The sequence below is a fragment of the Pseudoalteromonas luteoviolacea genome, from assembly GCF_001696455.1.
In the GTDB taxonomy this organism is placed as follows: domain Bacteria; phylum Pseudomonadota; class Gammaproteobacteria; order Enterobacterales; family Alteromonadaceae; genus Pseudoalteromonas; species Pseudoalteromonas luteoviolacea_C.
On the sequence record NZ_MAUJ01000001.1, the window covers coordinates 780,047 to 804,130 of the forward strand.

Annotated in this window: 16 protein-coding genes and 1 riboswitch; of the genes, 6 read left to right on the plus strand and 10 right to left on the minus strand. The window is 42.3% G+C overall.

What is annotated here, in order from left to right:
* Positions 1-7: 7 nt before the first annotated feature.
* The 6 genes from A7985_RS03290 to A7985_RS03315 all read right to left on the minus strand — a co-directional run bounded on the left by A7985_RS03290 (position 8) and on the right by A7985_RS03315 (position 7,032).
* Positions 8-415, minus strand: a complete 408-nt coding sequence (locus A7985_RS03290; protein ID WP_065788988.1) for a SufE family protein — start codon at positions 413-415, stop codon at positions 8-10.
* Between the two features lie 2 nt (positions 416-417).
* Complete coding sequence (locus A7985_RS03295; protein ID WP_065788989.1) at positions 418-1,629, minus strand: aminotransferase class V-fold PLP-dependent enzyme; 1,212 nt, start codon at positions 1,627-1,629, stop codon at positions 418-420.
* Between the two features lie 134 nt (positions 1,630-1,763).
* Positions 1,764-2,315: a DUF4136 domain-containing protein gene (locus A7985_RS03300; RefSeq protein ID WP_065788990.1), complete on the minus strand. Its 552-nt coding sequence runs from the start codon at positions 2,313-2,315 to the stop codon at positions 1,764-1,766.
* Positions 2,316-2,426: 111 nt separating this feature from the next.
* Positions 2,427-5,204, minus strand: coding sequence for an ATPase (locus tag A7985_RS03305; protein WP_065788991.1), 2,778 nt, complete (start codon positions 5,202-5,204; stop codon positions 2,427-2,429).
* Positions 5,201-5,752 carry a condensin complex protein MksE gene (locus A7985_RS03310; RefSeq protein ID WP_065788992.1) on the minus strand — a complete coding sequence of 184 codons (552 nt, stop codon included), beginning with the start codon at positions 5,750-5,752 and terminating at the stop codon, positions 5,201-5,203. The genes A7985_RS03305 and A7985_RS03310 overlap by 4 nt, the downstream gene beginning before the upstream one ends.
* 11 nt (positions 5,753-5,763) lie before the next feature.
* A complete protein-coding gene (locus tag A7985_RS03315) occupies positions 5,764-7,032 on the minus strand; it encodes a hypothetical protein (RefSeq protein ID WP_065788993.1) in 1,269 nt (422 codons plus the stop codon).
* A 158-nt stretch (positions 7,033-7,190) separates the two neighbouring features.
* Between A7985_RS03315 and nhaD the strand changes: the two genes are divergently transcribed.
* The 4 genes from nhaD to A7985_RS03335 all read left to right on the plus strand — a co-directional run bounded on the left by nhaD (position 7,191) and on the right by A7985_RS03335 (position 12,317).
* Positions 7,191-8,438 (plus strand): sodium:proton antiporter NhaD, encoded by a 1,248-nt coding sequence (nhaD, locus tag A7985_RS03320; RefSeq protein WP_063876540.1) that lies wholly within the window; start codon positions 7,191-7,193, stop codon positions 8,436-8,438.
* A 119-nt stretch (positions 8,439-8,557) separates the two neighbouring features.
* A riboswitch (Lysine riboswitch) is annotated at positions 8,558-8,730 on the plus strand.
* Between the two features lie 87 nt (positions 8,731-8,817).
* On the plus strand, positions 8,818-10,164 hold the full coding sequence (gene lysC, locus A7985_RS03325; RefSeq protein ID WP_065788994.1) for a lysine-sensitive aspartokinase 3: 1,347 nt from the start codon (positions 8,818-8,820) through the stop codon (positions 10,162-10,164).
* Positions 10,165-10,331: 167 nt separating this feature from the next.
* Positions 10,332-10,862 (plus strand): DUF924 family protein, encoded by a 531-nt coding sequence (locus tag A7985_RS03330; RefSeq protein ID WP_065788995.1) that lies wholly within the window; start codon positions 10,332-10,334, stop codon positions 10,860-10,862.
* Positions 10,863-10,991: 129 nt separating this feature from the next.
* Entirely contained in the window at positions 10,992-12,317 is a 1,326-nt protein-coding gene (locus tag A7985_RS03335; RefSeq protein WP_065788996.1) for a sodium-dependent transporter, read from the plus strand.
* Positions 12,318-12,380: 63 nt separating this feature from the next.
* Here the strand turns inward: A7985_RS03335 and A7985_RS03340 are convergent, their stop codons facing one another.
* From A7985_RS03340 to A7985_RS03355, 4 genes are all read right to left on the minus strand, one after another.
* Positions 12,381-13,358: a 2-hydroxyacid dehydrogenase gene (locus tag A7985_RS03340; RefSeq protein WP_065788997.1), complete on the minus strand. Its 978-nt coding sequence runs from the start codon at positions 13,356-13,358 to the stop codon at positions 12,381-12,383.
* Entirely contained in the window at positions 13,324-13,839 is a 516-nt protein-coding gene (locus A7985_RS03345) for a glutathione peroxidase (protein WP_065788998.1), read from the minus strand. Before A7985_RS03345 ends, A7985_RS03340 begins: the two co-directional genes overlap by 35 nt.
* 241 nt (positions 13,840-14,080) lie before the next feature.
* Positions 14,081-14,956 (minus strand): NAD(P)-dependent oxidoreductase, encoded by an 876-nt coding sequence (locus A7985_RS03350; RefSeq protein WP_065788999.1) that lies wholly within the window; start codon positions 14,954-14,956, stop codon positions 14,081-14,083.
* 137 nt (positions 14,957-15,093) lie between these two features.
* Positions 15,094-16,431 carry a dicarboxylate/amino acid:cation symporter gene (locus tag A7985_RS03355; protein WP_065789000.1) on the minus strand — a complete coding sequence of 446 codons (1,338 nt, stop codon included), beginning with the start codon at positions 16,429-16,431 and terminating at the stop codon, positions 15,094-15,096.
* Positions 16,432-16,617: 186 nt separating this feature from the next.
* On the opposite strand from A7985_RS03355, the gene A7985_RS03360 reads away from it, so the two are divergent.
* Together A7985_RS03360 and topA are read left to right on the plus strand one after the other, a co-directional pair.
* Positions 16,618-21,117 (plus strand): hypothetical protein, encoded by a 4,500-nt coding sequence (locus A7985_RS03360; RefSeq protein WP_141685255.1) that lies wholly within the window; start codon positions 16,618-16,620, stop codon positions 21,115-21,117.
* A 249-nt stretch (positions 21,118-21,366) separates the two neighbouring features.
* Entirely contained in the window at positions 21,367-24,000 is a 2,634-nt protein-coding gene (gene topA / locus A7985_RS03365) for a type I DNA topoisomerase (RefSeq protein WP_065789002.1), read from the plus strand.
* The last annotated feature ends 84 nt before the right edge of the window (positions 24,001-24,084 follow it).

Sequence of the window (24,084 nt, forward strand, 5' to 3'; positions counted from 1 at the left end):
TTTTAAGTCACTGAAATGCGTCAATTTGGTTTTGTATACGCTCTACAATGGCTTTTACGCCATTCCCTCGAGATGGGCTTAAGTGCTGTATCAACCCCATCTCTTCAAATAAAGCATAGGCATCAACTTGTTTAGCCTCCTGAGGTAAGAGATTGTTGTAACAAGCTAATATTATGGCCAAAAGCCCTTTTACAATGCGTGTATCAGAGTCCGCGATGATGACTAGGCGCTCTTGACTTTCATCCAAGTCTAGATGCAGCCATACGTTACTTTCACACCCTCGAACAAGGGCATCTTCAATTTTTAGCGCTTCAGGCAAAGCAGGGAGCTTTTTACCAAGCAGCATGATCTCTCTGTATTTGGCCTGCCATCCGTTTAAGCTGTTAAGTCGATTTTGAATTTGCGTGATGTCCATAGTTATTCTTCCAACATATCAATAGTATCTTTCAAGGCATCGATAAATGTATCGACGTCATTATACGAATTGTAAAAAGCCAAACTCACTCGGACTGTGCCCGACAATGACAAGTGTTCCATTAAAGGTTGCGTACAATGATGACCGCTTCTGACCGCAACACCATATGTATTTAAAAATGTTGCTATGTCGAAGTGATGCTCGTCTTTGTATGTAAAACTGACAACACCGATATTGTGCTCTGTGTCTCCCCAGACTTTAATACCATCAATTGCTTTCAGAGCACTCAATAAGTAGTGATATAGGCCCTGTTCGTATTTACTGAGTGCCGCTGCATCGACACTATTTAGGTAATCAAGCGCTGCGCCAAAACCAATGACACCGCTAATATTTGGTGTGCCAGGTTCAAATTTGCCTGGCGCGTCTCTAAATGTTGTGCCAGAAAAGCTGACACGTTCGATCATCTCTCCACCAGTTTGATAAACAGGCATATCATTGAGTAGTTCATATCGTCCAAACAGGCCGCCTAAGCCAGTCGGACCGAGCGCTTTATGCGCAGAAAATACGAAAAAGTCGCAGCCCATCGCACTTAAATCCGGCCTCAGATGTAAGAGCGATTGCGCACCATCCACTATCGTGATGGTGTTGTATGGCTTTGCTGTGGTAATTAATGCCGCGACATCGTGAATATTTCCAAGCGCGTTGGACGCATGACAAACACTGAGTATTTTTGGCTTCAGTGTATTAATGAGCTGTTTTGCAGCTTCTAGATCCAGCACGCCTTGTTGATCCGCTGGTAATACCTCCAATTTGGCACCCGTTTTCTGGGCGATTTGCTGCCAAGGTACAATATTGGCGTGGTGCTCCAAAGGTGATATTAGAATGACATCGTCGTGAGATAACTTTTCTGATAACCCTGCGGCTATCAGATTGAGGGAGTCAGTCGCTCCTTTCGTCCAGACGATTTCTTTCGATGTAACATTTAAAAAGTCTGCGAGCTTTGTTCGAACAGCTTCATATTGTGTTGTTGCAGCGGCGCTGAGGGTATGCGCACCACGGTGTACATTCGCATTTTCTTGCTGATAAAATTTATTCACCGCGTCTATTACACTTTGCGGTTTTTGTGTCGTTGCAGCTGAATCAAAGTAGCAAATGGGTTGCTCTTCGATGTGCGTGTGCAGCAATGGGAAATCTTTACGAAGTTGCTCGATCAATGTATATGCTCTACAAGGACAATAAACGGCAGAATTCTACCTAATTGTAGAGGCCTTGCAACCCCGTACTAAAAATTACGTCAAGCAAATGCAAAAAAGGCAGCTACTGCTGCCTTTCTTAAACTTATTAGCGCCTAGTGCTGTGGCTTAGGAGGGAAGTTAGCCAAAATGTCTTTGACTGTTTTATTAACTGACTCGGTTCGCTTCTCTGGTGACTGATTCTTTCTCAACCGGCCTTCTTTCGCACCACGCCAAACTAGCTGATTTGAAGCGCGGTCGACAATATCAATGACTAAAGTACCCACTTCATATTCTCTTGCTTGCGTTTGAGTATGCCAGCCTACGCCCCAGTAATTCCATCTAGCAGTGTAGCTTGTATTGAAAGTATCAACATCTAGTTTTGTGTCAACAGATGCATGAAAATTAACCATTATATCAGCTTGTGGTGCATCAACTAACTTAAAACCATGTTGGTTCATTTCAGACTGAATTGCGTTGCGAACACGTTTTTCCATTAATTCGCTGATCTGATAATTCTCGGCACCTTTGTCAAAATCAGTATCAGGGGACCAAGCAAACGTCTTATAATTTGCGAATTTAACAGATTTATCGTAATCCCAATCGGGCGTGTTAGTGCATGCGGTTAATACAAATAAACTCAAAGCTACAAGCAAGTTGCGAGTCATTTTTTACTCCTTAACTAAGGCGTAACGCCTTTTTAAACAAATTGGGGCCAATTTTATTAAGTGTAATCACTAATTTAGCAAAAAAGACCCTAACTTTAAGACCAGAATTTATTATGAATGTTCCACTTCAATCCAATCTTTTTCGTCCACCCAGTTCTGGCTACCTTGATTAACACTGCGTATCGGCACTAAATAGTCGCAGCTGATCTGCGGCTTAACCGACGCAAAGATTGGAACGAATCCAAAGCTCAGTGCAGTTTCAATTATCGCTTTTTGGTTCTGAGGGTCAATGTCTGCGGCTTCATCGATATAAATTGGTATACGGTAAAGCGCCTGCTCTTGATCAGAAAGCAAGTACCTAATGAATAGCATGCCACACAATAGTTTGATCGTAATACGCGTACCATTAGAACCCGCTGAGTCAATTTTATCGAAGTGCTCAGTTTCTCCGGCGCGATTCACAACTTCAAAACGTATGTCAAACAAATCAGTCAGTGTGAGACCGGCCTTTTCACTAGCGAGCTTAATAATATGATCTTTGGCTTCGTTAACTGCTTTCTCATCTGCCGGCGCGTCACTTAATAGATCGAAACTTTCACCTTGCTCATACTGCTCAGATGTACTGATGATAGTATCTATACTTTCAACTAACATCTTTCGTGGAATAACGTTAATCTTGAAGGCTTTTAAGTTAGAGATACGGTGTTGGCTGATCCCGCGGTTGAAACTGTTCATTTCGCGGCGTAACCGGTCTAAGTCTTCGCGCAGCCCTTTAATCGTTGCTGCAACTTCCGTTAACGCCACACGAGCTTGGCGCTCAACGGCATCTCTCTCATTATCTATGTTGTGATACGCGCTGATGAGTTTGGCGTATTTGGTTGATTCATCTGTTTCGTTGTCAAACTTAGTAATGCCCGCATTGTATATGTGCAAGTATGTGTTGCGTACATTAACGTCCAAGTTTCTCAGTTCTTGGCATTCTTTGTTAAACTGATGAACAATTTCAGACAAGTTATCAAAATCAATGGTCACATCGATAGGATAGGGGGTCTGTTTTCCTTCGTAAATTGCGAGAGTGTGGTCAATACGCTCTGATTTGACCTGCTTTAGTCTGTCACTTTGTCGTACGATGAGATCTTGTTTACTCTTTATGATCGAGCGGCGATCAGAAATCGATCCTGCATTTCTTTGAACATCCTGTAAGTAATCATCTACCTGCTCACGTTCTGCACCTAATTGGTCTTTAAGTGCCGTTTGTGCATCGACAGACTGTTGCATAGTTTGGAACTGCTCAAATCGTTTTAAGGCATCTTCTGTTGCCATAAGCTCTTGATACAGATTATCTCGCTCTTGTTGCTTGTCTGCGACATTGGCTGCAACGTCGCGCTGCTGCTTTAACTCGCCAAGGGAGCGTTGCAATGCATCTAATTGTGCTTGTAATTGTGACTTATTTTCGCCACTTTGCATTTGCACTGGCGCTAGCTTTTTAAGTTTTATAGTCGCGCCAGGTAGCTGAAGTTCGCCACCTTTTACCGCTGATGACAGTGCAGATAGAAAATCGGCGAACGTATCTTCATCGTGTATGTTAACTTCACCTTGAGACGTCGTCGCAAACGATAATAGATCAGGGTTAAGGATCCGAGAGATCTCTTCGACTTCTTTGAGTGATAAATCTTCACGCATACGCGTAAACAAATTAAACTCGAGATTCTTAAGTTGAAGCTTTAAGCTCTTAATTTGCTTTTGTGTTTCACCAATACGGTAATCAAGCGTGTGCAGGCTTTGGCCTTGCGCGCTATTTATCGAAAATGACAGTTGCTCATACTCTTTTTTGAGAAGAGTGAGGTTTGTTTTGAGCGTAGCATGATTGGTCAGTTCAAACTCAGATTTAAGGGCACTATAGTCAGTAAACCATTGCTCAATTTGGGTTTGTTTTCGCTCGATATCTCGAGATTGTTGAACAAACAGCTGCTGTTTTTGTTCAAACTCGCGCTTTTCTTGCTCAATGTTTTCTAATTGTTCATTGAGTTCATCAATCTGTGAAGTCTGATACTCATCGAATGCGATGATTGCCTGATCAATCTTTGGTGCGTAAGCGGCTAATTTACCTTTGATTGTTGCTTCGCTCTCAATCATTTGTTCAAGCGCCCCAATAGGCTCTTGCATTGATTCAAGCGCACTTAGCTCGCGCTTTGAACGGTTAACTTTGTCAAATGCACGTCGCCAAACTTCGTAAAAATCCACTTTCGAATTAGACATATGACGTTCAAATACGCGCAGCATAAAGCGCTTGACGTCGTGAGCTCCTAGCTTGTGTAAGTTCAAAATACGTCTAAATATTTCTTTATAAATGGCCGCGTCTTGTACGTTATTGAGCGGGATCATTTTTAAATTAATGTCGCCGTCATACGGCGTTGCACCACCGGTAAGCAAGGCATTAAGTTCTGCGGCCTTGAGTTCAATGGCTTTATACCCTTTGCTGTCGAGATGATTAAACAGCTTGGTGTATTTAATGATGCTTTTCCCTTCGGTAAAGTCATCTAAATTGAGCTTTCCGTTATAGCAGAAAAACTGATGCGCATAGCCCGCAATTTTACCCAGGCCAGCCACACCGATAACGACATCACCATGTGGTAGGTTAGCTTCTAATAAAATATAAGATTGGTCGCTAGAGAAATAAAACTTTCGCGTTTCCTCTAAATCATGGCCATCCCACTCAGTAAGACGTAAGTCATTTACTAAAGGAAACTGTAATGCATTGATAACCGAACTTTTGCCGGTATTATTTGGCGCACAGATTGACGCACTTTTATCGAGTGGAATGACGCACTTTGCATAACCAGCGGTGTTTAAAAGTGCCAGCTTACTTAAACCATACAATTCGCTCATACTTCTTCCTCTAGCGCATCAAAATTATCTTCATTTACTTCCATCAAAGCGTCAATGTATCGGTAGATAGGGGCAAGTAGTAAGAAACCCTGCTCGGTTTCTTTACAAAGACCTAATCGCAACATACGTAAAAAGACATCTTTACGTAGATCTGACCCTGAAAATATCTCAAGCTGATCAAATAGATGCTTATTTAATTGTATGAGCGTTTGCATTAGCTCTAAGTCAAGGTGCTCATCAAACAGCGCTCTAAGAGGGTCTTTGCCTTGGTTCGCATAATATTCAATTAGGATAAACACAGTAAGCGCAATCGCACGGCTGATTTTGCCCATGTTGGGCGTGCTCTCGTCACTTGCCAGATAGTAAAATCCTCGTCCATCATGTTGTAGGTCATGCCCCAACGCCGCAAATAAGGCCTGATATGAATCAATATGCTGATCGAGCTCTTGCCAAAGGGTCGTATCTTGTTCACTTATGTGATAACCGCTGGCGAGCTTTTTATTAATTGCTTGCAGCTGTGTAAGTTCGTTAAGGTTAATATTCGTCATGTATTTTGTACTTATTCTTTAGTTTGTTCAGCGTTGTCTGCTGTATTGCCTGATGCGCTAAACGGATAAAGTTTAATTTTTGCGTTGGCCAGTTGCATTGTTTCTTGTGAATCAGACTGAGCGACTTTTAACTCGGGGTCACTAATGAGCTTCTGATAAAGAAATAGCATCTCATCTGCCTCTAAATTCGGATATGTATCACTTAAAAACCCGAGTAGGGCAGTTCGCTTAGTGCCGCTTGAGGTAAACGACTTTCTGACATCGCTATAATCAGGAATATTTGGACTTTGATAGGCTGGTACATCTTGGTGATCAGGCAGTTGGTATTCCTCATGCTCAAACTCCGCCAAACTTGCCATATAAGCGACCATATGTCGCTTTTGCCCCAAATTAAAGCGTTGAATATCAGAGACAAACTCAGGCTGAACAGGGCTCAGCATGCGATCTACACCGTTTTTACGGATTAGGCCCAACGCCTTCGCTGCTTGTCTGGTAATTAACGTGTTACGCCTTAATTCTTCACGCAGTGGCATGAGCATATCAGCGCTTTTACCTAAGCTCTCGCGGCCTACTAAGTGCATATCGAGAATACGAGTTCTCAGCTGCTCCAACATGCGTTTATCTTGTGCACCACGGCCAAGCTGTTCAATTTGGTCAATTTGCTCACTAATCGCGCTTTCAATTTTACTAAAACAAGCATGAAAAGGGCCGTGTATATCGACCATTTCAAGCATAGGTTCAATGTATTCATCGAATGCCTCAATGACTGCTTGATAGCGACGTTTGAGTGATAAGTTGCTGTGATCAGACTTAGCTTGCTCAACAAGGTTCAAAATCGCACTCTCATTGTGTTGATAAAGCTTTACAATTTTTCTGACTCGCTCATCCATGATTCTACTGAATCTTCTCAGTTCACTGTGGTCGCCTTCATTACCAGCTTCTGTTAAGCGTTCTCCCAATCGTTGCAAATCTTTAACTAATACTGTGATTTCTTCGGCTAAACCTAAATGCTCTTCTTGCAACAAAAAGCTAGCGAAATCAGCTACAGCGCGATTGATTTCGAGCTGTGATGACTTTGCCAAGGGGATGATTATTTCCTGATTTAACAGTCTATTTGTTTCTCTAAAAACTCGCTCACTTGACCAGTTAGGGTTCTTAAGTTTTATGATGTTTTGTACATCTTTTATACTGAAATCAGCCATTTTAAAGCGTTTAAATAACAGCTCTAAAACGCTCCAGTGCTCATTTAGCGTACTCAGTACTTTTTTAGCTGGGATCATAACTTTCCAGTTTGTATCATTTTTGTGACAGGCTGCTATCACAATTTTGTCATAAAGTGTAATTACTGATAGCAGTCACTCGCTCATAGTGTTAGACTCCGCGCCGATTTACATCACCCTTTACAAAAATTACATTTTATTACAGGTTGTTTACGCGTATGGTCACTTCCATAATCCTAACCCTAATAGCGTTAGCTTTTGTGCTTATCGTTATAGAGGATATTATCCATGTAAACAAGGCCAAAACGACCCTTTTTTTTGGCACTTTATGTTGGATTATCGCTTTTATATCTCCAATTCATGGCGAAAGCACAGAAACTATACAACATCAGCTAGATCATAACATTCTAGAAATAGCCACATTGTGGTTATTTTTGATGGCAGCTATGACCTTCGTCGCGTATTTGAACTCAAAAGGATTTATTCAAAACATAGTGCATAGGATCATGCCCGAACAAATAAGTGAACGAAAACTGATGTTTTTAGTTGGCGCTTTTGCATTTGTTTTTTCTTCTATTTCTGACAACATTACCGCGACACTTATCTCGTTAGCGGTTGTGATGTCTTTGAAGTTAGATACAAAGAAGCTTGTTAAGTATGCCACACTTATCATTTTTAGCGTAAATTCTGGTGGGGTTTCTCTTATTACGGGTGATGTTACAACCTTGATGATTTTCCTCGCGGGTAAAGTAACGATCCCAAATTTACTGCTTTTGGTTGTACCTGCTATGGTCAGTGTATTTGCCCTTGCGGCGATGCTATCAATCGGTATGAATGAACAATTACATTTTGCGAGGCAGGAAGTGCGTCGCATAGAGAAAACTGATATCACTATTGCGGTTATATTCATGTCCACAGTGCTTGCTACGCTGTTTTTGAGTGTCGAATATCAAGTGCCACCTATGCTGACTTTTCTATTTGGGCTTTCGTTCATGTTTTTGGTGGCGCAGTTCTTAATGCGCAAAAAAGACGTAAACAAGAAAATCATCGATTACATCAGAGAGATAGAGTATGACACCTTGTTATTCTTTGTCGGGGTATTACTGTTAGTTGGTGCATTGAAAGAGGTGGGTGTATTAAGCATGTTCACCGAATTGTATCAATACTTGGCGCCTGAATATGCAAACTATTTAGTGGGTTTACTGAGTGCGGCAGTTGACAATGTGCCTCTAACGGCTGCCTTGTTGAAAGCACAAATCGAAATGACACCGCAGCAGTGGCTTACGTTCACTTATGCCACTGGCGTTGGTGGTTCAATGCTCATAATTGGCTCAGCAGCGGGTATTATCGCAATGAGTAAAGTGAAAGCCCTAACATTTATGAGCTACCTGAAAATGGCGCTCTATTTGTTGATTGCGTACACAATTGGATATGGTGGGTCATTTTATATGGGTCAGTTGATTTAAAAGTTTTTATGTTTAGGTACAAAAGTACTTGACACCTAGACGTCTAAAAGATAGTTTTTAAAAGCCTGCTCACCGTAGCAGGCTTTTATTTTGCTAATGTTCATATTAAAACACGCAAAATAAACAGAAGAGGTGCGATGCTTAGGTAGCTTGTTCGAGGACACGACATCCGTTGACAACAAGTGAGGGAAGTATTCGCCGAGGAAAGTCATTGGTCGTGGCGATGATTTTTCGGTTTTAGAGGTTGAATCCTCTGAACTGTCACCGTTTTTGGTGGAGAGCTTCTGGCAGTGGTCTTACAATAAGTCATTTCTTCCTCTTGCCATGTTAGTTCTCCTTATGTTTAAGGGTAGTCCTATTGACTATCGAAGGAGAGAAAATGAATTCCCAGTATGTTGTTGCAAAGTTTGGTGGTACGAGTGTGGCCGACTTTACAGCCATGCATCGTTGTGCCCAAATAATCAATGATGATCCAAGTGTTAGAGTTGTTGTCGTAAGTGCAAGTGCAGGTGTCACGAATCATCTGGTCACGCTTGTACAACAAAAATCAAACGAAGCACAAAGACTTGAACTGGTTGAATCTGTTATGAAAATCCAGAGCAATATTTTGGCGCATTTAACACTTGATAGTGATCTTCGAGAAGGGTTTGACGCCACCGCTGAGCAGTTTAAACAATTGGCTCAGTTACCTGCATTAGATCAACAGCAATGTGATGAAGTTTTGAGCTTTGGTGAACGTTTCTCGTCGTATATTTTTTCTCAGGTGTTGCGTGACCTAGGTGTCAGTACACAGCGTTTTGATATTAGAGACGTCTTAAAAACAGACAGTAACTTTTCAAAAGCAACACCAGATATCGAAGCGACAGAGCAAGCTGCTGCTGATTTGCTAATACCACTATTAGGACATCAGGTTGTCGTTACACAGGGCTTTATAGGCAGTGATAAATACGGGCAAACGACCACTTTAGGGCGTGGCGGTTCTGATTACAGTGCGGCGCTGATTGCGGAAGCGATAGGTGCAAAAAGCGTACATATCTGGACTGATGTGGTTGGTATATTTAGCACCGATCCTAGGCTTTGCAACAAGGCAAGACCAATTCCGAGATTGAGCTTTGACGAGGCCGCTGAGATGGCAACATTTGGTGCGAAGGTGTTGCACCCAGCGACAATTCTACCTGCAAGCCGAAAAGGTATTTCAGTGTTTGTTGGCTCTAGCAAAGCGCCCGAGCAAGGTGGCACTTGGATTGAAAAGGAAACCCAATCTCAATCAGGGATAAGAGCCGTAACGCAACGTAAGAATCAAATCCTGTTGACCTTGAAAAGCCCGGAAATGCTTCTGGCAAGCGGGTTTTTGGCGAAAATATTTACTATCTTGAGTAATTATAATATTTCCGTTGATCTGGTTACTACATCTGAAATTAGCGTGGCTTTGACATTAGATAACGCGCCAAATGCAACGCGACCAGAGTTAGATCAGGCATGCCTTGATGAATTGGGGGCCTTTTGCCATGTAACTGTGGAAAATAATTTGACACTGGTGGCAATGATTGGCTCTGAGATCCAACTGCAAGGTGGTGAAAATTGCCTCGTTGACGTACTCTCTGAGTTTGATATCCGATTAATATGTCACGGTGCAAGCCGTCATAACTTGTGTTTTTTGGTTGAACAAAATAAATCGGATTTGGTCGTGCAATCTATTCACCAAAAGCTTTTGGAAGCTGCATAATATAATTCACCTCTTCATCGGGCTGAGCGCAATGCGTAAGTGCTTAGCCGACTCTTCTTTGGTAGCGTTTATACATAAATTTATAACAAAAATTAGTGATAAAGTTGCAATAAATCTGGTCTGGTGGCAATCTAGAAATGAGACCAATGTGAGTAAGGACGTAGGCAATGCAGTATCAGCAAGTATATGAATTTTGGTTTGTTACCTGTTCTGAAAGTGACTGGTGGCAAAAGTCGACCGTGTTTGACCAAAAAGTGACGCAAGAGTTTGCAACGCTACATGCAAAAGCGCTTAATGGTGAATTGGCTTCTTGGCGTCAGAATCCATTAGGTGCATTATGTGAAATCATCGTTTTAGATCAATTTTCTCGGAATATGTTTCGCGATACGCCACGTGCTTTTGCGAGTGATACTCTAGCACTATGTTTAGCACAGCATGCGATTGAAAAAGGTTACGATAAAGCGCTCAACGATACCGAAGTGAGCTTCTTATATATGCCTTTTATGCACAGTGAAAGCCGTCATATTCATCAGCAAGCAGAAAAGCTATTTCGTGATCTTCCAAACTATGAATTTGAAATCGCACATAAAAAGATAATTGACCGATTTGGTCGATACCCTCATAGAAACGAGATTTTAGGGAGAATATCAACAGATGAAGAGATAGAGTTTTTGCAGGAACCGGGCTCTAGCTTTTGATTATTGATTATTGATTATTTTTGAATAAAATAATTGGAAGGTTCTTAAATCGGAACCTACCTACTCGCAATTTTCGTTCAACAGGGTATAATCGCGGACCTAAAACAATAATTATATTAGCGTTAAATTATGGCTCAGGTACGTGATGGTTTTCAAAGCCGACTTGGTTTTGTTCTTGCTGCAGCGGGCGCCGCTGTAGGATTAGGAAATATTTGGGGTTTTCCCACTCAAGCCGCCAACCATGGTGGTGGTGCATTTTTGCTTGCATATTTTATCGTCATCTTTTTACTCGCATTACCCGCTTTGTATACTGAGTTATATCTCGGCCACCAAGCTCAGGCTAACCCTGTTAAAGCGCTGAAAATGGCGTGGCAAGAGAAGAACCCCAGAGTAGGTGCAGGGGCTGGTTATTTGGGCCTCGCTGGTGCGATTGTAATGCTTAGCTTTTACTCTATCGTTGCTGGTTGGATGTTAGCTCACTCAATTGAGCCTATAACGACCTTTATTGGATTGGAATCGGCAAGCCAGTTTTTAACTGGTGATTCGATGACACGTAACTTCGTATTTACGCCACTCATGTTGCTCCTCACTGCTGCGATTATCTTAAAAGGCGTTAAATCTGGCATCGAGATTTGGTCGCGTCGATTAATGCCAGTATTGCTGTTACTTTTAATGTGTTTAATTGCGTACATGGCAACTCTCGAAGGTGCTAGTGAAGGATTTAAGGCATATTTGATCCCTGATTTTAGTAAAATAACGGACCCAGATTTAATCATTGCTGCTATGGGGCAGGCGTTCTTTTCACTCTCCTTGGGTGTAGGCTGTATGATGATTTACGGCTCATACCTCAAACCGAATGAAAACCTGCCTAAATTGACATTTAGTGTTGCAATGCTGGATACCGGTGTGGCGTTTTTAGCTGGCTTATTGATTATCCCTGCTATATTTGTTGCACAGCAAAATGGGGTTGAAGTATTCCAAGATGGTAAATTGGTTGGTGAGGGCAGATTGATTTTTGCTATTTTGCCTGAGCTATTTGCAAGTATGGGTGAGATTGGTATTTGGGTTGGATTGACCTTTTTTGTACTAATGTCTATTGCATCATTAACCTCAACAATTTCATCTACAGAAATTCCAGTGTCGTTCTTAGTTGAAAACCATGGCCTGGCACGCAAATCAGCCACTTGGGTAGTAACTTTGGTAATCCTCGTCTGCTCGAGCTTAATTATACTGAACTTTGAATGGCTATTCGGCTTGGTGATAAATGTGTTTACCCGATATCAATTACCGCTAATGGGGTTGTTTTACTTTATCACTGTCGGTTGGATGTGGCGCCGTGGCAACCAATTACTCTTAGCGACGGGTGGTAAACAATATTGGTTTGCACAGTATCTTAAGTTTGTATGCCCAGTGTTAATGACTGCTGTATTCGTAAATGTGGTCTTGAACAAATAGGTGAAAATCGACGAAAAAAGCGCAGCTTATAGCTGCGCTTTTTTATGTGTTTAATTTAATCTATTAAACGTTATTTACTGAGTCACTACCGCTATCAAGCGTATTTAAATTATCGAGTGTTGTTGAGGCAATTTCAGTAAGCGCTTCTTTTGTGAAAAAACCTTGGTGACCAGTAATTAAGACATTTGGAAACCCGCTTAAACGAATAAAGTCATCGTCTTGTATGATGTCTTCGCTTCTATCTTTAAAAAATAGCTCAGACTCTTGCTCATACACATCGAGGCCTAAATACCCAATCTTTTTAGACTTCAGCGCTTTGATACAAGCCTGTGTATCTATCAAAGCGCCACGACTCGTGTTGATAACCATAACACCTTGTTTCATTTGGTCAAAAGCCGCATGATCTAATAAGTGATGTGTGCTTTCAGTTAACGGGCAGTGCAGGGTAATGATGTCACTTTGCTCAAAAAGCATTTGTAAAGATACTTTGGTGTAAGAGCCCTCACCAATATTTGGGTCGAACACTAAGGTATGTGCACCGAACCCGTTAAGTATTGAAACCAAAGACTGTCCTATTTTACCACAGCCAATTACGCCGACAGTTTTGTTATGAATATTAAACCCCAACAACCCATTTAAATCGAAATTCTCTTCTCTTACCCTATTGTACGCTTTATGGGTTTTGCGCGCTAACGTTAATATAAGTGCGATACAGTGTTCTGCGACTGCTTCTGGGCTATAAGCAGGAACGCGCACGACCTTGATACCGAGAGCATGTGCCGCTTCGACATCAACATTGTTATAGCCAGCGCAGCGTAGTGCAATATATTTGACATTCAATTCGGCAAGTTCTGCTAAGACGCATGCATTTACATCGTCATTAACGAAAACACATATTGCATCGTAGCCTGTAGCGAGAAACACAGTGTCCAAACTTAATGCATGTTCAAAATGCGAAATTTCTACGTGCGGATAGCTATTTAGCGCTTCTTTAAAGAATGGTCTTTCATACTTTTGCGAACTGAATAGTGCTACTTTCATGATGTAACTGGCCCTCAATGATCTGCTTTAAAGATTCAGGCTTAGTGCGCGGCGCATAACGTGACAATAGTTCACCATTACGACCAATTAGAAACTTAGTATAGTTCCATTTTACGGCGCGATTTTGCGCAATGCCACGTGTGTGTGATTTCAAATAATTAAACAAAGGGTGGGCATCCGGTCCATTGACCAAAACTTTTTCGGAGACCTTAAAACTAATATTGAAATGAGACTGATAAAACTCTCGAAGCATTTCATTTTCTAACGGTTCATTTTTACCAAACTGGTTACACGGAAAAGCGATGATCTCGAGACCGCTGTGCTTATATTTGCGGTACATTTTTTCTAGTGCGGCTAACTGAGGAGTAAAGCTACATTTGCTAGCAATATTGACTATCAGTACAGGTCTATCTTGCAGTGACTTAAGAGAGAGTGTTTCTCCAGTAAGTAACTTAACGCTGTATCTGTAAATATTATCCATATTGAAAGGCTCCGTGTGTAAAACGAGTGTTATTTAAATAGTTCATTTGGATTCAATTTGAGGTCTCGGCTCATAACGAATGAGGTAAAAATCCCTCCATTGTTGAAGCATAGCAGTCATTTAGGACAATTTTATGTCAGCGTTGATTTAAATTTAATCAAACTTAAACATTGTTGTAGAATTGATAGAATTTTGAGAACAGTTGGGTGTCTTGAATGGACACCCGAGGGTATAAACTAAACTATATAAGGCGTTTTAATAGACTAGATGTATCCCAGCGATTTCCGCCCATTTTTTGTACATCAGCATAAAATTGGTCAACAAGTGCTGTCAAGGGAAGAGTAGAACCATTTTTCTTCGCTTCATCTAAAGCGATTGCAAGATCTTTGCGCATCCAATCTACCGCAAAGCCATGCTCATAATGGTCATCTAACATCGTTTTATGTCGATTTTCCATTTGCCAGCTGCCAGCTGCACCTTTTGAAATCACCTCGACTACAGACTCGCAATCGATTCCCGCATTTTGGCCAAATTGAAGTGCCTCTGCTAAACCTTGGACGACACCTGCGATACAAATTTGATTCATCATTTTTGCTATCTGGCCTGAACCGACTTCCCCTAAAAGTTTTGAGAATCTTGCGTAGGCTGCCATAACAGGCTCGACAGTACCGTAAACATCTTTATTGCCGCCACACATGATAGTCAGCTGTCCATTTACCGCACCCGCTTCTCCACCAGAAACTGGGGCATCTACAAATCCAATTTGTTTTGACTCGCAGAGTGCATAAAGCTCTCTTGCAACATCTGCAGAAGCGGTCGTATGATCAACGAGGGTGCTACCTGGCTTCATCGTCTTTAAAACGCCGTCTTCACCAGAAGATACCTGGCGTAAATCATCGTCATTGCCCACGCAAATGAAAACAATATCTGCATCTTTTGCTGCTATTGCAGGTGTCTCTGCTGACTTGCCAGTGTAAGATTCTAGCCATAACGCTGATTTGCTAGAAGTGCGATTATAAACAGTTACATTGTAACCTGCGTTAGCTAGGTGCCCAGCCATAGGGAAGCCCATTACACCTAAACCGATAAATGCTACATTTTTTGTGCTCGATGTCATGCTTAACAATCCAATTGCTTTAAGTGCACATGATTGTATCTTAAGTAAAATATTTATGTAGCAAAAAAGTTTATGCGGGATTGAGAAAAAATAATTGAAGAGGGTTAGGGCAGCGATGGCTGCCCTAAAGTGTAAGGTTAAGAAGCTTTTGAAGTCGATAGATTTTCTTCAAGCTCTTTAGCGGCATCAGGGTCATTGAATACAGAGTGATCTAATTCATTCTCTGATTTTGCTACGACACACGTGACCATACAATCGCCCGTTACATTAACTGCAGTTCGGGTCATGTCTAGTAATCTGTCCACACCCATGATAATGGCAATGCCTTCAACGGGGAGGCCTACTTGATTCAGTACCATCGCTAACATGATTAGACCAAAACCTGGAACCCCCGCTGTGCCAACCGAGGCAAGTGTTGCGGTTAGAATAACCATTAAGTAATCGCTAAGTGTTAAATCAACAGCAAATACTTGCGCAATAAATACCGTTGCTACGCCTTGCATGATGGCTGTGCCATCCATATTTATGGTTGCACCAAGCGGCACTGTAAAAGAAGCGACAGTGTTGTTTGCACCGAGTTTCTTTGTTGCGGTCTCTAGGGTTACAGGCATAGTCGCACTCGAGCTTGAAGTACTAAATGCGAACATACATGCATCTTTCATCTTAGCTAGGAAAGTCACTGGGTTGAGCCCCGTAAGCACTTTTAATAGGATTGAGTAGTTCACTAACGCATGGAAGAACAGCGCTGCGACAACGACTAAGAAATATTTACCTAGCTCGAGGATGAGCCCCATTTGAATGTCTGTGAATAGTTTAGCCATTAAACAGAAAACACCGTACGGTGCGAGGTTCATCAGCAGTGTAACCAGTTTCAAAATAACTGTATTCAAGTCATCAAAAACAGCTGCAATGCGTTTCCCTGCGTCACCACTTAGTGCCATAGCGATACCAAACAGCAAAGCAAAAACAATAACTTGAAGCATGTTTCCACTAGCCATTGCATCTATCGGGTTTGTGGGGAACATGCCAATGATAACCTGAGCTAAAGTCGGTGCTTCTTTTGCGTCAAAGCTCGACGTAGTTGGCATATCAATACCAGCACCAGGGCTAACTAGAAGCGCCAGAGAGATTGCAACAGTAATAGCGACAGCGGTTGTTGTTAAATATAGAAGAATGGATTTGCCGCCAAGACGACCTAGCTTTTTTGGGTCACTCAAGCTGCATGTACCACACACCAGTGAAATAAACACCAGCGGTACTACAAGCATCTTCAAACTAGCTATAAAGATTTGCCCACCAACGTGGAAAAGGCCATCTACGAAAAAGCCCCTAATCGGTAAATCAAATAGACCCAGTTGAATTAAAAGCTCTGGTTTTCCGCCTAGCGAGAATTGAAACATTAGGCCCACTAGAATACCCGCGATCATGGCTATCATGATACGAGTAGTCAGGCTAAATTTATTATTATCTGTCATAGTTTTGGACACGCCCTAAAACTTCTTGTTGTTAAAATCGTTATAGCCTAACAGGATGGTTCGAAATGAACAAAAAAAAATGCTGTAGACTACGAAAAAATTGTGATTTTTTGCCAAGCTTTGGGTTAACATTGTGAAAATAACTCTAATTTTAAATTGTGCGAGGGAGAACTGCGGATGCTTTCAATGCGTTGGTTTAGCACCATATTTATGATATTCCTTCTTACCGCTTGTGGCGGCGGGGGGTCAATCGAACGAGATTCATCCGGAGACGGAGACAGTAATACCGAAGAGTATGAACTGGTTCTGAGTCTCAACTCTCAAAGCGGCTCTTCTGAATTAAGTGTCGCTAACCCTATTCAGATTCAAGCCAAAGTAACCAAAGATGGTCAACCTTTGACCGATAGGTTGGTTAAGTTTATTGGTGATGAGTTTTCAGACTTCAATGGCGCTGAGTCAGCATTGACCAACAGTCAAGGGATCGCAGTTGTTGGTATTATTGCAAATGAGAATAAAGGAGCAGGCACCATACAAGCTTCTTTTGACGTAAATAATGAAACAATCACAAAAGGCATTGAATATGCCGCAGCTGGTGATGGTGGAATTCAGATTGCTTTGTCTATGAAAGATGCCGAAGGTAATGACATTAATGCGCAAAACCCTTTAAAAGGCCAATTTGCGGCTACGGTAATGGCAACGCTCACTGACAATGCCCAACCAATAACGGATAAAATAATCACATTCACCTTTGATGAGCTGCTCAGTACTACGAGTAACGGTAAAATTGTAACAAACGCCAGCGGTCAAGCGAGCTTTAAAGTGAATGCAACCCAGCTAACTGGGGCGGGAACCATTGTTGCTCAGTACGAGGAAACCTCAAATTCCATCGCTTATGTGTCAGATGGCTATGAGTTTTTTGGTATTGAAAAATACGAGCTTGAGCTGAGAGGTATTGATCAACAGTCAGCTCTTGCCGATGCACTGTCTTTTGCTACTCCCCTGACTATTCAAGCGATAGCAACACTCAATGGAAATCCAATTCCAAACCAGTCAATCTCTTTTACTGTGAATGATAGAGCGCTAATGAGTTCTAACTTGGCACAAACAAATGAAAATGGCATTGCAACTGTCGTACTGACAGAAAATAACATTAGCAGTCAGGGGGATAACAAAGACGGTCTCGTAACGGCATCCTTTACACCGGACGACTCTGATATTGTACAAAGTAGCTTTGCTTTCTCCAGTAAGGGAGATGGCGGTTTACAAATGACAGTGACAATTACGGACACTAATGGCAATCCGATTAATCTAGAAAACCCACTAGATAAAACCACTACTGGGCGTATTTCAGTCAGCCTGAGTGATAATGGCGTGCCAGTAGCTGGTGCAATCGTTTCGGCATTATTAGATGACAGGTATAGTAATGCTGTCACAATCCCAGCTAATGGTTTAGCAGAGACACAAGCGAATGGCGTAGCAACGGTGCAGCTCATAGCTAACACCGAAAATGGAGTAGGTGAAATCGTTGCGTCTTATACCCGAACCGAAACTAATGAAACAGTTAGCGAAAGAAAGACTTTCCACAGTAACGGTGATACTAGCTTTGGTAATTCAAGTTATCAGTTCAATGTTGTTGGTAAGAAAAATGACGGGTCAGGTGATGAAAGCATGGAGCTTTCAGCTGCGACACCGCTTTTAATCGAAGCAACACTTGCGCTCAATAATATTCCATTACCTGGTGAAAGGGTTACGTTTGAAGTCGATGACTTCGGAGTGCTGACCCCAAGCTCTGGCTCTGTTTTGACTGATACAAATGGTGTTGCCTCTATTCTTCTAAGAGCCACCTCAAAGGATGGCGCTGGCCAAGTTAAAGCTACTTATACGCTCAGTGATGGTACACCTCTAGAGCGAGTTTTTAATTTTAACAGCGCAGGTGACGGTGGTATTCAACTTTCTATTCAAAGTATTCGCGATTCTGACGAGATTGATATCGGGCCAACAAATAAAATTGGTGAAAATAAAAACGGTATTGTGAAAGTAAAACTGACGGAAGATGGTGAGAATATTGTAGGCGGTTTGGTAACGTTCGAAACGGACTCGCTCAATGTCGCCACGCTTTTACCAACAAATGGTCGCGCAGAAACTGATGCAAATGGCGAAGCAACCATTCAACTCGTAGCGACAAGTGAATCTTCAGGTGTTGGATTTGTCACTGCAAGCTACCAAGATGTATCTGCGACTAGAAACTTCCACTCTGCTGGAGTAGCAGAAGCCGTGACGGGTATCTACGACTTTGACATCCGGGTGTTGACCAACTGTGCTCCAAACTTCGATGAAGACAGAAATAATAATCAGCTCGACCCGACCGCTAACAATTGTCAAGATGTAACGAGTATATCTTCACTAGATAGCAACATTTATGTCTACATAAGAGTTTCAAACGCGACTAATACAGACATTGGTATTAGAAATGAGATCATCACAGTCACTACGGATAAAGGCGCAACATTGCCTACTTCTGGTAAGGTGCTGACCGATAATTTTGGTATCGCGTTACTCACATTGCAACCAGGCGATGGCGGTGGTGCAGGCACTATCACTGCGTCTTATCGTAATGAAGAGGATACAAAGAACTTTGAAGTCAATACTGGTGCTCTTTATATCGGTCTAGTTTCGCCTTTAACAACACCTGCGACACCAGATGCAGGTAACGTTGGTGGTCTTCCAGAGTTGAACTCAGGGGACAGCTTTATTTTGACTGCAACGCTTTATACTGATGAGGCAAGAACAACCGTTTACACCGCTCAACAGGTTGATCTTGAGTTTACTTCTACTTGTGTTGCAGAAGGCGGCACGCCTCCGTTAGCAACGATTGATGCTTCAGTAAGGACGAAGCAAGGGGTTGCGAATTCAACTTATCGTACCAGTGGCTGTGCGGGTATTGAGTCGATTACAGCGAGTATAGGGTCAGGTGACTCTGCGAGCTATGATTTTTATATAAAAGAAGCCCCCGTTCAGGCAATTCAATTTAACTTAGACAGTGAAGGGTTTAATGCGTTTATTGGTTTGCCACCAGGAATAGGGGGAGTCAATACGACATCCTCGGTTCAGTTTACCTTGTTTGATACTGACAACCGTCCGATGGAGCAAAAGTATATTGAGTTTAGGCTGGCAGATCTGACGGGTAGAGCGTCGTTAACAAATTACCAAGGTAATACGGATAACGATGGTATCGCTAAAACGACAGTCACCGCGGGTGTTGTCCCTGGCGATATCGTTGTAGAAGCGTGTTACATCCCCGATGAAGAGCTGAACGCTTTGGCTGACGGCCAAGTTGCCACTTGTTGGCAATCTAAAATAGACCAATGTGTTGCTGATACTACGTTAGATTTTTGTCCCAGCGACCCAAGTAATTTTGTGTTGATTGATGCTGACAAAGTCGTTAATGCTGTGTCTTCAGGCATTGTGTTATCGTCAGGTGTACCGGATCAAGACAGTTTTGATGCAGCGCCAGATGTTGCCGTATTAAATGCACTGAATTATGTAGATGTCACAACCAATATAACGGTATTTTTCGGCGACCAGTTCAATCAGTTAACAGCGGACAGCTTAGTCGCAAACATTCAAGCTGAGGCAGGTGTTATTGGTAGTATCGATGGCACTGGTGGCAATAGTACCTATACCTGTACGGCAGTTGATGGCAAGTGTACCGTGCAGTGGCGTAAACAAGGCGATTTCCCGCTCAATGATGCCAAGTGGCAGAACGATTTGGAAACTGTGTGTGGTACTTATGAGGGCAGACCAGGGCCTTGTGTAGGCGTATTCCCCGCAAATGTGGTCAGAGGTGGGCGTATATCGATACTCGCGACAGCGAAAGGCCAAGAAAACTTCCATGATAAACCTGGCGCTAATAATAGAAATGGCGTGTTTGATAGTGGTGAATTTTACGCATTGAATGATGATTTAGCAGAAGCTTTTATTGATTTTAATGAAAACAACCAGTACGACGGTGTGAATTGTAATGTCAATAATAATTGTGAGCCTGGAACGAGTACAGGTGGTCATAATGAAGTCTTCTTAGATGCGAACAACAATGGATTGTTGGACAGTGGCAATGGTATCTACAATGGCTTGCTGTGCGTTGAAGACGAAGACCCAAGTAATCCAGGTGTAAAAATTTGTAGTCGAGACCTTGTAGACATCAGAAAGCAATTTGAAATTGTTATGTCTAGTGATGAAGTAATGTTCCGCTTTGTCATTAGCAGAGACCAAATTGACAATCAGCCATGTAGTCAGGGAACACACGATGGTGTAAGCGGCTTGGTAGCGAACGATAGTAGTGACTATTGCGATGTTTCGTCAATTAATCAAACGGATGCCAATGTGAATGCTGCACATGTTGTTAGGCTTTACTACTCAGATATATTTGGTAACACGCTGCCAGAAGGGACACGCATTAACGTAGGAACAGAGAATGGGACAGCTAGGGTTATAAGCGGTGATGGAGAAATCATTGCAAGGACAAACACTGGTATACAGTTTGTTGAAGTTGAAGTTGGACAGGAAATAACTGCCAATAGTGCCGATCGAGGCAACCTTGTGGTGACCTTCACAATTCCAGGGCCTAATCAAGGCGCAGACGATAAAGTTGTACAGGCCAAGCTTCTTATCATTGATGCTGGCTAAGTTAAAAAAGGGCCTTTTTTAGGGCCCTTTTTTATTAACGCTTGAATTTCCTCACATATCCGCTATATTCGCCTTTTTAACAAGTCCAGATATACAGTTGAATAAATTTAGAGCGAAAATTGCTCAATAAATCGCTGTTCAGATAAAAGTTGAAATGAAAAGCTTGTAACAATAGGTGTTTGTGGATATACCTATAAATAATAACGCCCAATGGGGCACAACAGACAGAATTAGTCAAAATAGGCAAATATGGGCAAATCGCTAGTAATCGTAGAGTCTCCCGCAAAGGCCAAAACTATTAATAAGTATTTGGGAAAAGACTACATTGTTAAATCCAGTGTAGGTCATGTTCGTGATCTACCAACATCAGGGGCAGGTAAAACCAAAGGTGTTGCAACCAAGTCTCCGGCTGAAGTACGTAAAATGTCTCCAGATGAAAAGGCGGCATATCGTAAGCAAAAGGACTACGCCAATTTAGTTGCAAGAATGGGTATCGATCCTGAGAAAGGGTGGAAACCACACTATGAGGTGTTACCAGGAAAAGAAAAAGTTGTCCAAGAGCTCACGAAGCTTGCGCAAGATGCTGACCACATCTATCTCGCAACCGATTTGGATAGAGAGGGAGAGGCAATTGCTTGGCACCTTGAAGAAATTATTGGTGGTGATGCTTCAAAATACAAACGTGTAGTCTTTAATGAGATAACCAAAAATGCGATAACGCAAGCCTTTGAAGCACCGGGTCAGTTAAATACAGATATGGTGTATGCACAACAGGCCAGAAGGTTTTTGGACCGCGTTGTAGGCTTTATGGTGTCGCCACTACTTTGGCAAAAAGTAGCGAGAGGCTTGTCTGCTGGTCGAGTTCAGTCAGTTGCTGTTCGCTTACTTGTTGAGCGAGAGAGAGAAATTAAAGCGTTTATTCCAGAAGAGTTCTGGGATATTCATGCAGATACAAAACTCGCGACTACGGACGTTCGATTTGCAGTTACGAAATTCCAAGGTCAGGCGTTTAAACCTGTTAATGAAGAGCAGGCATTAATAGCTGTTGCAGATATTCAAAGCGCTAGCCTGTCAGTTGTTAAGGTTGAAGAAAAACCGAGTAAGAGCAAACCGAGTGCGCCTTTTATTACGTCAACGATGCAACAAGCTGCAAGTACAAGACTTGGCTATGGCGTAAAGAAAACGATGATGCTCGCTCAGCGCCTTTACGAAGCTGGTTACATAACCTATATGCGTACAGACTCAACCAACCTGTCAAACGATGCGGTTGAGATGTGTAGAGATTACATCCAAGGTAATTTCGGTGATAAGTACCTTCCTAATGCACCGATAAAATACAGTGCAAAGGGTAATGCCCAAGAGGCGCACGAAGCTATCAGGCCTTCTGATGTGAATGTTTTATCAGGCCATGTTGAAGGTGTAGATGCAGATGCTAAAAAGCTGTATGAACTGATTTGGCGTCAATTTGTGGCATGTCAAATGACACCAGCTGAATATGATTTGACCAACATTACTGTTGGTGCAAATGACTATACACTGAAAGCCAGAGGACGCGTGCTGCGCTTTGACGGTTGGACTAAAGTGCAACCCGCTGTGCGTAAAAAGAACGAAGAAGAACAAGCGCTGCCTGCAGTGGCGGTTGGTGATAACGTTGATTTGTTGAATTTGGATCCGAAACAACACTTTACCAAGCCTCCTGCAAGATACAGTGAAGCAAGCTTGGTTAAAGAGCTTGAAAAGCGAGGTATTGGTCGACCTTCAACTTATGCTGCGATTATTTCTACTATTCAAGAGCGCGGTTATGTTCGAGTTGAAAACAGACGATTCTTTGCTGAAAAAATGGGTGAAATTGTTACAGATAGGTTGGTTGAGAACTTCAACGACCTGATGAATTTCGACTTCACAGCTAAAATGGAAGGTCGTCTTGATGACATCGCCGAAGGTGAACGTGAGTGGACTCAGGTATTAGATAAGTTTTATGCGGACTTCTCTGAACAGTTGGACCTCGCTGGAAAAGAAGAAGCTGAAGGCGGCATGCGACAAAACGTGATGGTTGAGACAGATATCGACTGTACGACTTGTGGCAGAAAAATGGGTATCCGAACTGCGTCAACGGGGGTGTTCTTAGGCTGTACCGGGTACAGTTTACCGCCAAAAGAGCGTTGTACAACGACGATGAACTTAATCTCTGGTGATGAAGCCATTGATACGGATGCAGAAGACGCCGAAACAGAAAGTTTGAGGCAGAAGAAGCGTTGTCCTAAATGCGAAACCGCAATGGACTCTTACTTGATCGACGAAACACGTAAAATCCATGTTTGTGGTAATAACCCAGCTTGTGACGGGTACATTGTGGAGCAGGGCACATTTAAAATAAAAGGCTATGATGGCCCTGTTATTGAATGTGATAAGTGTGGCGCTGACATGCAGCTTAAATCGGGTCGTTTTGGCAAGTATTTTGGCTGTACAAATGAAGCGTGTAAGAATACACGTAAGCTTCTGAAAAGTGGTGAGCCTGCGCCACCGAAAGAAGACCCTGTACCGCTGCCTGAATTGGAGTGTGAAAAGTCCGATGCACACTTTGTATTGAGAGATGGCGCGTCCGGGATTTTCTTGGCGGCACATACGTTCCCTAAATCTCGTGAAACACGTGCACCAAAGGTTGCTGAGTTAAAACGATTTAGAGACCGTATTTCTCCAAAGTTCTATTACTTGGCTGATGCACCTGAAAAAGACAGCGATGGTAACTTGGCTGTCGTGAGGTACTCGCGAAAAACTAAGTCGCAATATGTCATGACGGAAGTCGATGGCAAAGCGACAGGCTGGAAAGCGACATACGCCGAAGGCAAGTGGGTAGAAGAAGAAAAGAAACGCAAAAAATAATAAAAAGGGTCAGCATCTGCTGACCCTTTTTATTGACTCTTTTAAATAGAGAGTTGGTCATCCAGTATCCGTTTGAGTCATTTC